The 11,629-nt window shown below is 62.0% G+C and carries 13 protein-coding genes and 1 other RNA gene; 9 read left to right on the top strand and 5 right to left on the bottom strand.

What is annotated here, in order from left to right; genetic code table 11:
- Positions 1–102: 102 nt before the first annotated feature.
- Positions 103–552 carry an EVE domain-containing protein gene (locus tag QMK55_RS12055; protein ID WP_102354851.1) on the bottom strand — a complete coding sequence of 150 codons (450 nt, stop codon included), beginning with the start codon at positions 550–552 and terminating at the stop codon, positions 103–105.
- 197 nt (positions 553–749) lie between these two features.
- Between QMK55_RS12055 and QMK55_RS12050 the strand changes: the two genes are divergently transcribed.
- Positions 750–905, top strand: a complete 156-nt coding sequence (locus QMK55_RS12050) for a hypothetical protein (protein WP_003229308.1) — start codon at positions 750–752, stop codon at positions 903–905.
- A gap of 35 nt (positions 906–940) precedes the next feature.
- Here QMK55_RS12050 and QMK55_RS12045 read toward each other — a convergent pair whose 3' ends face one another.
- The 4 genes from QMK55_RS12045 to QMK55_RS12030 all read right to left on the bottom strand — a co-directional run bounded on the left by QMK55_RS12045 (position 941) and on the right by QMK55_RS12030 (position 2,359).
- Positions 941–1,546, bottom strand: coding sequence for a 5-formyltetrahydrofolate cyclo-ligase (locus QMK55_RS12045; RefSeq protein WP_320329242.1), 606 nt, complete (start codon positions 1,544–1,546; stop codon positions 941–943).
- An 80-nt stretch (positions 1,547–1,626) separates the two neighbouring features.
- Positions 1,627–1,805, bottom strand: a non-coding RNA gene (gene ssrS, locus QMK55_RS12040) — 6S RNA.
- 30 nt (positions 1,806–1,835) lie between these two features.
- Complete coding sequence (locus QMK55_RS12035; RefSeq protein WP_008055229.1) at positions 1,836–2,153, bottom strand: cell division protein ZapA; 318 nt, start codon at positions 2,151–2,153, stop codon at positions 1,836–1,838.
- Positions 2,150–2,359 carry a TIGR02449 family protein gene (locus tag QMK55_RS12030; RefSeq protein WP_007911197.1) on the bottom strand — a complete coding sequence of 70 codons (210 nt, stop codon included), beginning with the start codon at positions 2,357–2,359 and terminating at the stop codon, positions 2,150–2,152. The genes QMK55_RS12035 and QMK55_RS12030 overlap by 4 nt, the downstream gene beginning before the upstream one ends.
- Before the next feature lie 125 nt (positions 2,360–2,484).
- Between QMK55_RS12030 and QMK55_RS12025 the strand changes: the two genes are divergently transcribed.
- The 8 genes from QMK55_RS12025 to gcvH all read left to right on the top strand — a co-directional run bounded on the left by QMK55_RS12025 (position 2,485) and on the right by gcvH (position 11,586).
- The gene (locus tag QMK55_RS12025) at positions 2,485–3,045 is read left to right on the top strand and encodes a YecA family protein (RefSeq protein ID WP_102354853.1); all 561 of its coding nucleotides are present in this window, start codon (positions 2,485–2,487) and stop codon (positions 3,043–3,045) included.
- Between the two features lie 27 nt (positions 3,046–3,072).
- Positions 3,073–4,407, top strand: coding sequence for a Xaa-Pro aminopeptidase (pepP, locus tag QMK55_RS12020; RefSeq protein WP_102354854.1), 1,335 nt, complete (start codon positions 3,073–3,075; stop codon positions 4,405–4,407).
- Positions 4,404–5,591 carry a 2-octaprenyl-6-methoxyphenyl hydroxylase gene (ubiH, locus tag QMK55_RS12015; protein WP_102354855.1) on the top strand — a complete coding sequence of 396 codons (1,188 nt, stop codon included), beginning with the start codon at positions 4,404–4,406 and terminating at the stop codon, positions 5,589–5,591. Before pepP ends, ubiH begins: the two co-directional genes overlap by 4 nt.
- A 109-nt stretch (positions 5,592–5,700) precedes the next feature.
- Positions 5,701–6,918, top strand: a complete 1,218-nt coding sequence (locus QMK55_RS12010) for a 2-octaprenyl-3-methyl-6-methoxy-1,4-benzoquinol hydroxylase (RefSeq protein WP_178082094.1) — start codon at positions 5,701–5,703, stop codon at positions 6,916–6,918.
- Positions 6,919–7,139: 221 nt separating this feature from the next.
- Positions 7,140–8,144, top strand: coding sequence for an extracellular solute-binding protein (locus tag QMK55_RS12005; RefSeq protein ID WP_320329241.1), 1,005 nt, complete (start codon positions 7,140–7,142; stop codon positions 8,142–8,144).
- A gap of 154 nt (positions 8,145–8,298) precedes the next feature.
- Positions 8,299–9,915 carry an iron ABC transporter permease gene (locus QMK55_RS12000; RefSeq protein ID WP_320329240.1) on the top strand — a complete coding sequence of 539 codons (1,617 nt, stop codon included), beginning with the start codon at positions 8,299–8,301 and terminating at the stop codon, positions 9,913–9,915.
- 156 nt (positions 9,916–10,071) lie between these two features.
- Positions 10,072–11,154 carry a glycine cleavage system aminomethyltransferase GcvT gene (gene gcvT, locus QMK55_RS11995; RefSeq protein WP_320329239.1) on the top strand — a complete coding sequence of 361 codons (1,083 nt, stop codon included), beginning with the start codon at positions 10,072–10,074 and terminating at the stop codon, positions 11,152–11,154.
- 48 nt (positions 11,155–11,202) lie between these two features.
- A complete protein-coding gene (gene gcvH, locus QMK55_RS11990) occupies positions 11,203–11,586 on the top strand; it encodes a glycine cleavage system protein GcvH (protein ID WP_102354860.1) in 384 nt (127 codons plus the stop codon).
- The last annotated feature ends 43 nt before the right edge of the window (positions 11,587–11,629 follow it).

Genomic DNA, 11,629 nt, shown 5'->3' with positions numbered 1-11,629 from the left:
GCGTCCAGTCTGACTGCTCAAGCGTTCCATTCGCTTGATGTCAGTCAAATGAGCGTCAGCCTAGCCCCTTTTGCCGGTAAAAAAACCGTGACCGGGGAGTTCTCAGCGCAAGCCGAGTACGGTGGCCCACTGTTCGGCCGTCACGGGCATAACCGACAGGCGACTGCCTTTTTGCACCAGCGGCATTTCGGCCAGCGCGGTCTGCTGCTTCAGATAATCGAGCTTCAATACCTGGGCAAACGTTTCGACGTGCGCAACATCGATCGCGCTCCAGGCATTTTTCTCGGGTGTGGCCTTGGGGTCGAAGTAATGGCTCTCTGGCTCCAGTGCGGTGGGATCCGGGTACGCCGCCTGAATAATCTTGCCGATTCCGGCGATCCCTGGCTCCGGGCAGCTGGAATGGTAGAAAAAGAATTCATCCCCCACCGCCATCGCCCGCAGGAAATTACGCGCCTGATAGTTGCGAACCCCATCCCAGCGCGCTGTGCCGAGTTTCTCCAGACCTTTGATCGAGAGTTCGTCGGGCTCGGATTTCATCAGCCAATAGGCCATGTCTTGTGCTCCTCAAGCGGTCATTGGGCAGGTTGTCGGGCAATTTTATGACAAACCGACGGTCGGTTGACGTCAGCATTTGCGCCCGGGTTCACGTTGTCGCAAAATGCCGGCCTTTAAAGCTTGACGCTGCTGCACGGCCTACGAATGGAAACCGCTGCTGTCATCGTGATGATGTGCCTTGAGGGGGGCAATCGATGAAACGCAAACCGGATTTGCTTTGGACTTTGGTTATTTTGTTCGGCCTGGGCGTCGTGACCACCGGTTATGCGCAAAGTCTGTGGACAAGCAAGACCGATGCTCCGGTTGAAGTCGCGCAACAGGTCCAACAGTCGACCGCCTTCAAACGCTGAAACTGCCTCTGCGACGCCGCTGATCTGCGCGGCGTCTAGTCTGCGAAATACCACGCCTTGTCTGTCACCGTGCCCTGCAACGGTACGTCCCAGCTTGCCTGCGCCAGGCGCTCGACCTTCTGACATTCATGGGCCAGCCCCAGCAGCGTCGGCTTGCGCCAGTTTTTGCGCCGGGCCAGATACGCCAGGCTGCGGTCGTAGAACCCGCCGCCCATCCCCAGGCGTCCGCCGACATCGTCAAACCCCACCAGTGGCAGCAACACCAGGTCCAGCGTCCAGATCTTGCGTTGCCGGGCCAGATTGGCGCGCGGTTCGAGAATGCGGAAGCGATTGGGCTTGAGTTTGTCGCCGGGGCGAATGCGCTGGAAGACCATTTTGGTTCGCGGCCAGGCGCTGAGCACCGGCAGGTAGGTGGCCTTGCCACGACGCTGGGCTTCGCGCAGCAGCAGGCGCGGGTTGATTTCACCGTCGGTGGGCAGATACAGAGAAATGTGTTTCGCCCGGCGGAAGTGCGGGTTTTGTGCCAGTTGGCGGAACAGGCCTTTGGCGGCCTGACGTTGCTCGCTCGGCGTCAGCGCGCGGCGCGCCTTGCGCAGCAGGCGGCGGAGTTGCGGGCGGGGCAGCAGCGCAGGTTCGGTCATGGTTCGGCTTCGGCAGTTGAGGGCGAAAACGCACGCATAAAAAATCCGACGCGGGCAAAAACCGGCATCGGATTCGAATCAGGCTCCCCGGATGAACCGCTGTCAACTTAGCCCTTGAACCCGAAAGTTCAAGGTGGAGGATGCAGTAGACTTTAAGGCTTTCCGTCTGGCGGACATGCACACCAGCCCAACGTGCAACCTCCAGGGTAGTGCGAATCGGCTCAGGGACATCGTCAACTGGCAAGCACCCCAGGGAGTGCCGCGAGTATACCTCAAGCGGCCTGGCGAATCAGCCCTTGGTGACGTCCGGATCGGTGGCCAGCACCAGATCGACACGATCGAGCAAGTCGCGCACCTGTTCACGGGTCGAGCCGCTGGCCTGGATGTCCGGGCGCTCTTCTTTGTGCAAGAGGTCGTGGGTGATGTTCAGCGCGGCCATCACGGCGATACGGTCGGCGCCGATGACTTTGCCGCTGCTGCGGATCTCGCGCATCTTGCCGTCCAGGTAGCGTGCGGCACTGACCAGATTGCTGCGTTCTTCCTGCGGGCAGATGATCGAATATTCTTTGTCGAGGATCTGCACGGTGACGCTATTGCTTGAACTCATGAGTCTTGCTCCAGGGCCTTGAGGCGCGAAATCATCGATTCGACCTTACGCCGGGCGATTTCGTTTTTTTCAATGAGGTGAGCGCGTTCCTCGCGCCAGGTCTTTTCCTGAGCTAGTAAGAGTGCGTTTTGACTCTTAAGTTGCTCCACTCGACCAATCAGCAGTTCGAGTCTGGCCATCAGCGCTTGCAGGTCGGTGTCTTCCATTGTGTCCACGTGTTCGTCTGATGGGTGGTAGCTGGCGGACAGCCTTTAATAGTCTTGGCGAGTCTGTCGATGTAGGATACAAGGCCTTCATTCTAGACATAGCGCCGTCTGGCGCCTAGCTGCCCATGACCATTGCGAATTCCCCGTACCAAGCCTTTGCCACGCTGCTGACTTCCAGCGGCCATAACGTCTCGCCTGCCGAACTGCACGGCGTGCTGCTCGGGCGCAGTTGCGCCGGTGCCGGCTTCGATAACGAAGGCTGGCTGATCGACGCCGCCGAACTGCTCGAAGGCGACATTCAGGACAACGTCCGCAACGCCCTGATCGGCCTGCAAGAGATGGTCAAAGGCGAGCTGACCGGCGACGACGTCACCGTCGTTCTGCTGCTGCCGACCGATGATGCACCGCTGACCGACCGTGCCGCTGCACTGGGCCAATGGTGCCAGGGCTTCCTCAGCGGTTTCGGCCTGAACTGCCGCGACAGCAGCATGCTCAGCACTGAAGCCACCGAAGTGCTGCAGGATCTCGCAGCGATTTCTCAGGTGCAAGATGCTCTTGAAGAGTCCGATGACGGCGAAAACGACTACATGGAAGTCATGGAGTACCTGCGCGTCGCGCCGCTGCTGCTGTTCTCGGAAACCAAGAAAGCCGACGTGCCGCCAGCCGCCAAACCGTCGCTGCATTAATCGCGTGCCAGGGAAAGCCATCTGCCCATGACCCATATCCCCAAAGCGGAATACAGCCGTCGCCGCAAGGCCCTGATGGCGCAGATGGAACCCAACAGCATCGCGATCCTGCCCGCCGCCGCGGTAGCGATCCGCAACCGCGACGTCGAGCACGTCTACCGTCAGGACAGCGACTTCCAGTACCTCAGCGGATTCCCCGAGCCGCAAGCCGTCATCGTCTTGATGCCGGGGCGCGAGCATGGTGAGTACGTGCTGTTTTGCCGTGAACGCAACGCCGAACGCGAGTTGTGGGACGGCCTGCGTGCAGGGCAGGAAGGCGCGATCCGTGATTACGGCGCTGACGACGCATTCCCCATCACCGACATCGACGACATCCTGCCGGGCCTGATCGAAGGCCGAGACCGGGTGTATTCGGCGATGGGCAGCAACCCTGAATTCGACCGCCACCTGATGGACTGGATCAACGTGATCCGCTCCAAGGCGCATCTCGGTGCCCAGCCGCCGAACGAATTCGTTGCCCTGGATCATCTGTTGCACGACATGCGTCTGTATAAGTCGGCGGCAGAAGTGAAGGTGATGCGCGAAGCCGCACGGATTTCGGCTCAGGCCCATATCCGCGCGATGCAGGCCAGTCGGGCCGGGCTCTACGAGTACAGCCTCGAAGCCGAGCTCGATTACGAATTCCGCAAGGGCGGGGCGAAGATGCCGGCCTACGGCTCGATCGTCGCCGCCGGGCGCAACAGCTGCATTCTGCATTATCAGCAGAATGACGCGCTGCTCAAGGACGGCGATCTGGTGTTGATCGACGCCGGTTGCGAAATCGACTGCTACGCCAGCGACATCACCCGCACCTGGCCGGTCAATGGCAAGTTTTCCGCCGAGCAGAAAGCGATTTACGAGTTGGTGCTGGCCTCGCAGGAAGCTGCATTTGCCGAAATCGCCCCGAACAAAAACTGGAATCAGGCGCACGAAGCCACGGTCAGGGTCATTACCACCGGCCTGGTGCAGCTCGGGATCCTGCAAGGCGAGGTCGACGAGTTGATCGCGACCGAAGCCTATAAAGCGTTTTACATGCACCGTGCCGGCCACTGGCTGGGCATGGATGTACACGACGTCGGCGAATACAAGGTCGGCGGCGAATGGCGCGTGCTGGAGGTCGGCATGGCGTTGACCGTGGAGCCTGGCATCTACATTGCGCCGGGCAACCAGAACGTAGCGAAGAAATGGCGCGGCATTGGCGTGCGCATCGAGGATGACGTGGTAGTGACCAAGACCGGTTGTGAAATCCTGACCAGCGGCGTACCGAAAACCGTCGCCGAGATCGAAGCGCTGATGACGCAAGCACGGACACACGCGGCATGAGTCGAGTCAATCTGGCAATCATCGGTGGCGGCCTGGTCGGCGCCAGTCTGGCGTTGGCCTTGCAGGCCGGGGCCAAGGCTCGCGGCTGGAAAATCGTGCTGATCGAGCCGTTCGCTCCCGGTGACAGCTGGCAGCCTAGCTACGACGCCCGTTCGTCGGCGCTGTCCTTCGGTTCGCGACAGATCTATCAGCGCTTGGGCGTGTGGCAGGAGATTTCCCGCCGAGCCGAGCCGATCAAACAGATCCACGTGTCCGACCGTGGCCGCTTCTCCACCGCCCGTTTGTCGGCGATGGAAGAGGGCGTGCCGGCGCTCGGTTATGTAGTGGAAAACGCCTGGCTTGGCCAGTGCCTGTGGCAGCACCTTGATAAAGAGGTGATCAGCTGGCGCTGCCCGGCGGAAGTCACGCGCATGGAGCCGCTGACCGACGGCTATCGCCTGACCCTCAACGATGAAACCACGCTTGAATGCGACCTCGCGGTACTCGCCGATGGCGGCCGTTCCGGTCTGCGCGAGCAGTTGGGCATCAACGTGCGCAAGCGTCCGTACAACCAGAGCGCACTGATCGCCAACATCACCCCGAGCGAAGCGCACAACGGCATGGCCTTTGAGCGCTTCACCGACGAAGGGCCGATGGCTTTGCTGCCGCTGCCGGAAAACCGCTGCGCGCTGGTCTGGACCCGTCTGGGGATGGACGCGCAACGCCTGGCCGACCTCAGTGAACGCGATTTCCTCAGTGAACTGCAAGGCGTGTTTGGCTACCGTCTCGGTACCTTGAAACAGGTTGGCGCGCGACACTTGTATCCGCTGACGTTGGTCGAGGCCGAGGAACAGGTACGTTCGCATCTGGCCGTGCTCGGTAACGCCGCCCATAGCCTGCACCCGATTGCCGGGCAGGGCTTCAACCTGTCGCTGCGCGACGCCGATGCCTTGGCCGCCGCGTTGCTCGCCAGTGACAAGCCGCTGGGCGACTTCGCCACGTTGCAGGCGTATCGCGAGCGTCAGCGTCTGGATCAGGACCTCACCGTGGGCTTCTCCGATCAAGTCACGCGGCTGTTCGGCAGCACCCAGCCGTTGGTCTCGCTGGGACGCAACATCGGCCTGCTCGGCCTTGATCTGCTGCCACCGGCCAAACGCTGGTTCGCCCGTCAGGCCATGGGGCTGGGGACGCGACCGGATGCTTGAGTGGCGGGCCGGCACTTTCACTTTCAGGATCGCGCCGCCAACTGGCGCGCTCGGTAAAACCCTTTACGGGCGGCGCACGCCGCCAGCGAGACAGGCTTAAAGCATGGAAATGCGCGCAGATCTGCTGATTGTCGGAGCCGGAATGGTCGGCAGCGCCCTCGCGTTGGCGTTGCAGGACAGCGGGCTTGAAGTGTTGCTGCTCGACGGTAGCCCACTGAGCGTCAAACCGTTCGATGCCGCCGCGCCGTTTGAGCCACGGGTGAGCGCCTTGTCGGCGGCCAGCCAGCGAATTCTCGAACGCCTCGGCGTGTGGGACGGCATCGCCAAACGCCGCAGCAGTCCGTACACCGACATGCATGTGTGGGACGGCAGCGGCACTGGCCAGATTCATTTCTCGGCGAGCAGTGTGCACGCCGAGGTGCTGGGGCATATCGTCGAGAACCGTGTGGTTCAGGATGCCTTGCTCGATCGTTTGCACGACTGCGATCTGGGCATGCTGGCCAATGCGCGGCTGGAGCAGATGCGTCGCTCCGGCGACGACTGGCTGCTGACCCTGGCCGATGGTCGCCAGTTGCGCGCGCCGCTGGTGATCGCGGCGGACGGTGCCAACTCGGCCGTGCGTCGCCTGACCGGCGTTGCCACCCGTGAGTGGGATTACCTGCATCACGCCATCGTCACCAGCGTGCGCAGCAGCAAACCGCACCGGATGACCGCCTGGCAGCGTTTCACCGATCACGGGCCGTTGGCGTTCCTGCCGCTGGAGCATGACGGGCAGCAGGACTGGTGCTCGATCGTCTGGTCGACCACCCCGAGTGAAGCTGAACGCCTGATGGCGCTGGATGAAGCGGCGTTCTGCCGTGAGCTGGAGCGTGCGTTCGAAGGCTGCCTGGGCGATGTCATCAGTGCTGATCCACGGCTCTGCGTGCCGTTGCGTCAACGGCATGCCAAGCGTTATGTGGCCGAAGGGCTGGCGTTGATTGGTGATGCGGCGCACACCATTCACCCGTTGGCGGGGCAGGGCGTGAACCTCGGTTTTCTCGATGCGGCGGTGCTGGCTCAAGTGCTGCTGCAGGCTGCAGAGCGCGGCGAGCGACTGGCGGACGTGAAGGTGCTGAGCCGTTACGAGCGTCGGCGCATGCCGCACAACCTGGCGCTGATGGTGGCGATGGAGGGCTTCGAGCGTTTGTTCCAGGCCGATCCGCTGCCGGTGCGCTGGTTGCGCAATGCCGGGTTGAAGCTGGTGGAGCAGCTGCCGGAGGCCAAGGCTCTTTTTGTTCGTGAAGCACTTGGCCTCACAGGCGACCTTCCGGCGCTCGCCAAACCCTGACATTTTCATTGAGGCTGATGACCTCATAGCGAGCAGGCTCACTCCTACATGGGAACGCATTCCAACTGTAGGAGTGAGCCTGCTCGCGATGGCATCAGTCCATTCACCGCAGTTTCGGAGCTGTGCAACATCTGGTAACTCCTTGGAAAAGTGATCGATTGAGAACCTAAATGTGAGTCCTTATCATTTGGCCCACATTTTCCGACCGAGAGATCACTCCCATGTTGGCACCCAAGCGTCTTCTGACTGCACTGGCCCTGACCCTGATCGGCAGCACCACCGCCCAGGCCGCCGACGAGGTGGTGGTCTACTCCTCGCGTATCGATGAACTGATCAAACCGGTGTTCTATGCCTACACCGCGAAAACCGGGGTGAAGATCAAGTTCATCACCGACAAGGAAGCGCCGCTGATGCAGCGCATCAAGGCCGAGGGCGAAAACGCCACCGCCGACCTGCTGCTCACCGTCGATGCCGGCAACCTCTGGCAGGCCGAGCAGATGGGCATCCTGCAGCCATTCACCTCCAAGACCATCGACGCCAACATACCACTGCAATATCGTTCCTCGACCCACGCCTGGACCGGCCTGAGCCTGCGCGCGCGGACCATCGCCTATTCCACCGAGCGGGTGAAACCGGGTGAGCTGACCACCTACGAAGCGTTGGCCGACAAGAACTGGGAAGGGCGCCTGTGCCTGCGCACGGCGAAGAAGGTCTACAACCAGTCGCTGACCGCGACCATGATCGAAGTGCACGGTGCCGAGAAGACCGAGAAGATCCTCAAGGGCTGGGTCAACAACCTGTCCACCGACGTGTTCTCCGACGATGTTGCGGTGCTGGAGGCGATCAATGCCGGCCAGTGCGATGTCGGTATCGTCAACACCTACTACTACGGTCGCCTGCACAAGCAGAAACCGGATCTTCCGGTGAAACTGTTCTGGCCGAACCAGGCCGATCGCGGCGTGCACGTGAACCTGTCGGGCATCGGCCTGACCAAGCATGCACCGCACCCGGAAGCGGCCAAGGCGCTGGTGGAGTGGATGACCACGCCTGAGGCGCAGAAGATCTTCGCCGACGTGAACCAGGAATTTCCGGCCAACCCGGCGGTGAAACCATCCGACGAAGTGGCGGCGTGGGGCAAGTTCATTGCGGACACCTTGCCGGTGGAAGTGGCGGGCAAGCGCCAGGCTGAGGCGATCCGCATGATGGATCGGGCGGGCTGGAACTGAGTCTGCTTTGATAGCGCTATGATCGTTCCCACGCTCTGCGTGGGAATGCAGCCCCCGACGCTCTGCGTCGAATCACCGAAAGCGTGACGCGGAGCGTCACAGGATGTGTGCCCACGCAGAGCGTGGGCACAATCATTTGAGCGAGACTGTTTCCTTGGCCCACCCCGCCCAACGCCGCTGGTACCCCATCGTCTTCGCCATCGCCGCGTTGGTGCTGTTGCCCCTGAGTGTTCTGCTGCTCTCCTGGCAAACCATCGATCAACAAATCTGGTCGCACCTGTGGCAAACCCAGATGCCGCGCCTGCTCGGCAACACGCTGACACTGGTACTCGGCGTTGGTGTCGGCGTGACGCTGCTCGGCGTCAGTCTGGCGTGGCTTACCAGTCTCTGCGAGTTCCCCGGACGCCGCTGGCTCGACTGGGCGTTGATGCTGCCGTTCGCCATTCCGGCCTATGTGCTGGCGTTTGTCTTCGTCGGTCTGCTGGACTTCGCCGGCCCCGTGCAAACCCTGTTGCGTGAGTGGTTCGGCAGCGGCCTGCGCCTGCCGCGAGTGCGCTCCACCGGCGGGGTGATTATCGTGCTGGTGCTGGTTTTCTATCCCTACGTCTACCTGCTGGCGCGCACCGCGTTTCTTGCGCAGGGCAAAGGCCTGATGGAGGCGGCGCGAGTGCTCGGGCAATCGCCATGGCAGGCGTTCTGGCGGGTGGCGTTGCCGATGGCGCGTCCGGCGATTGGCGCCGGTGTGGCGCTGGCGCTGATGGAAACCCTGGCCGACTTCGGTGCGGTGTCGGTGTTCAACTTCGACACCTTCACCACCGCGATCTACAAGACCTGGTACGGCTTCTTCAGCCTGCCCAGCGCGGCGCAACTGGCCAGCCTGTTGCTGTTGGTGGTGATGCTGGTGTTGTACGGCGAACGTCGCGCACGCGGCTCCAACCGGGCGAGCAACGAACGACCACGGGTCAAGGCGCTGTATCACCTGCGCGGGCTCAAGGCGTTCGCGGCGACGGGCTGGTGCTCGTTGGTGTTCGCCTGCGCTTTCGTGATTCCGCTGTTGCAGTTGATCGTGTGGTTCTGGCAGCGCGGGCGCTTCGATCTCGATGAGCGTTACGCCGGGCTGATCCTGCACACCCTCTACCTGGGCGGCATGGCGGCGTTGATCACCGTCAGCGTCGCGTTGCTGCTGGCCTTCGCCCGACGACTGGCGCCGACCCGGGCGATCCGTTCCGGCGTCAGCCTGGCCAATCTCGGATACGCATTGCCGGGCTCGGTGCTGGCGGTGTCGATCATGCTCGCCTTCAGCTACCTCGACCGCGAACTGGTGATTCCGCTGTCGGGCTGGCTCGGGGGCGCCGACAAACCGCTGCTGCTCGGCAGTCTGGCGGCGTTGCTGATGGCCTATCTGGTGCGCTTCATTGCCGTGGCCTACGGGCCGCTGGAAAACAGTCTGGCGCGTATACGGCCGTCTTTGCCTGAAGCGGCACGTAGCCTGGGTGTCAGTGGGCCGCGACTGTTTTTCAAAGTGTATCTGCCGCTTTTGCTGCCCGGCACGCTGAGCGCAGCGTTGCTGGTGTTCGTCGATGTGCTCAAGGAAATGCCCGCGACCCTGCTGATGCGCCCGTTTGGCTGGGACACGCTGGCGGTGCGGATCTTTGAAATGACCAGCGAGGGCGAGTGGGCGCGGGCGTCGCTGCCGGCGCTGACGCTGGTTCTGGTCGGCCTGTTGCCGGTCATTGGCCTGATCCGGCGCTCGGCGCACCGAAACACTTAGTCGTCAGTCCTGAATCATGCGGCTACAATGCGCGGCATTCGGTGCGGTTCGTCTGACAGACCCGTTCGCTGAAATCGGCTGAAAGCCTTCTATTTCGCGGCTTTCACCCCGTACAGCGGCTGTCCGCACCTTCGCCACGCCCGGAAGGAGAAACCCATGGGACAGCGTACGCCTCTGTATGACCTGCATCTCGCCCTCGGCGCGAAGATGGTCGATTTTGGCGGTTGGGACATGCCACTGCATTACGGCTCGCAGGTCGAGGAGCACCACGAGGTGCGCCGCGATTGCGGGGTCTTCGATGTTTCCCACATGACCGTGATCGATATCACCGGTGCCCAGGCCAAAGCCTGGCTTCAGCATTTGCTGGCCAATGACGTCGAGCGCTTGCACCGCCCCGGCCGCGCGCTTTACAGCACGATGCTCAACGAGCGCGGCGGCATCGTCGACGACATGATCGTCTATCGCCTCGAAGACCGTTATCGGCTGGTGTTCAACGCCTCCACCCGCGATCAGGATCTGGCGTGGATGCAGGCGCAACTGGCCGGGTTCGACGTGCAATTGCACGAGCGCTCCGAGCTGGCGATGCTCGCCATCCAAGGCCCGCAGGCCCGGCACAAGATTGCCGAGCTGGTGACCCAGTCCCGCGCGACACTGATCCAGCACCTCAAACCGTTCGAAGCTGAAGTCGATGGCGACTGGTTCATTGCGCGCACCGGTTACACCGGTGAGGACGGTCTGGAAATCGCCTTGCCGGCCGATCAGGCCCCAGGGTTTTTCAACGATCTGGTGGGTGCGGGCATTTCGCCGATCGGCCTCGGCGCCCGCGACACGTTGCGGGTGGAAGCCGGGATGAACCTCTACGGCCAGGACATTCATCAAGATGTCTCGCCGCTGGCTTCCAATATGGCCTGGAGCATTGCCTGGGAGCCGGCCTCGCGGCAGTTCATCGGTCGTGCAGCGCTGGAAGCGGAAAAAGCCACCGGTGTTGCGCACAAACTGGTGGGCCTGGTGCTTGAGGAACGCGGTGTTTTACGCGCCCATCAAGTGGTTCGTATCGCCGATGTTGGCGAAGGAGAGATCACCAGTGGTAGTTTCTCTCCTACGCTAAGCAAATCGATTGCCCTGGCGCGTGTACCGATGGCCACAGCCGACCGCGCCGAAGTGGAAATCCGTGGCAAGTGGTACCCGGTACGCGTGGTCAAACCGACCTTCGTCCGCCATGGCAAAACTTTGATCTAACCTTTTCCGGCGGGTACGACCGCTGACAATTTCTCGAGGACACCGAGCATGAGCAATATCCCCGCTGAACTGCGTTTTGCCGAAAGTCATGAGTGGGCGCGTCTGGAAGCTGACGGCACCGTTACCGTGGGCATCAGCGATCACGCGCAGGAAGCGCTGGGCGATGTGGTGTTCGTCGAGCTGACTGAGGTGGGCAAGGTGTTCGAGGCCGGTGACGCGGCCGGTGTGGTCGAGTCCGTGAAAGCGGCTTCCGACATCTACTCGCCGATCAGCGGCGAAGTGATTGCAATCAACGAAGTGCTGGCTGACGCGCCGGAAGAGCTGAACAACGATCCTTACGAGTCCTGGATCTTCAAGCTCAAGCCAAGCGACAAGGCCGAGCTGGATAAGTTGCTCGACGCCGCCGCCTACAAGGCTGCCATCGGCGAGTAATTGCCCGCTACACAAAAAAGCCCCGATCTCTCGGGGCTTTTTT

The sequence above is a fragment of the Pseudomonas sp. P8_229 genome (genome assembly GCF_034008635.1).
Classification (GTDB): Bacteria; Pseudomonadota; Gammaproteobacteria; order Pseudomonadales; family Pseudomonadaceae; genus Aquipseudomonas.
The sequence above is the reverse complement of the archived record's forward strand: the minus strand, read 5'-3'. Positions and strand labels throughout refer to the sequence as shown.

What these genes read in the sequence shown, in the direction of transcription:
- QMK55_RS12055 (WP_102354851.1), bottom strand. Translation starts at nt 552, where the DNA reads ATGGCCTATTGGCTGATGAAATCCGAGCCCGACGAACTCTCGATCAAA.
- QMK55_RS12050 (WP_003229308.1), top strand. Translation starts at nt 750, where the DNA reads ATGAAACGCAAACCGGATTTGCTTTGGACTTTGGTTATTTTGTTCGGC.
- QMK55_RS12045 (WP_320329242.1), bottom strand. Translation starts at nt 1,546, where the DNA reads ATGACCGAACCTGCGCTGCTGCCCCGCCCGCAACTCCGCCGCCTGCTG.
- QMK55_RS12035 (WP_008055229.1), bottom strand. Translation starts at nt 2,153, where the DNA reads ATGAGTTCAAGCAATAGCGTCACCGTGCAGATCCTCGACAAAGAATAT.
- QMK55_RS12030 (WP_007911197.1), bottom strand. Translation starts at nt 2,359, where the DNA reads ATGGAAGACACCGACCTGCAAGCGCTGATGGCCAGACTCGAACTGCTG.
- QMK55_RS12025 (WP_102354853.1), top strand. Translation starts at nt 2,485, where the DNA reads ATGACCATTGCGAATTCCCCGTACCAAGCCTTTGCCACGCTGCTGACT.
- pepP (WP_102354854.1), top strand. Translation starts at nt 3,073, where the DNA reads ATGACCCATATCCCCAAAGCGGAATACAGCCGTCGCCGCAAGGCCCTG.
- ubiH (WP_102354855.1), top strand. Translation starts at nt 4,404, where the DNA reads ATGAGTCGAGTCAATCTGGCAATCATCGGTGGCGGCCTGGTCGGCGCC.
- QMK55_RS12010 (WP_178082094.1), top strand. Translation starts at nt 5,701, where the DNA reads ATGCGCGCAGATCTGCTGATTGTCGGAGCCGGAATGGTCGGCAGCGCC.
- QMK55_RS12005 (WP_320329241.1), top strand. Translation starts at nt 7,140, where the DNA reads ATGTTGGCACCCAAGCGTCTTCTGACTGCACTGGCCCTGACCCTGATC.
- gcvT (WP_320329239.1), top strand. Translation starts at nt 10,072, where the DNA reads ATGGGACAGCGTACGCCTCTGTATGACCTGCATCTCGCCCTCGGCGCG.
- gcvH (WP_102354860.1), top strand. Translation starts at nt 11,203, where the DNA reads ATGAGCAATATCCCCGCTGAACTGCGTTTTGCCGAAAGTCATGAGTGG.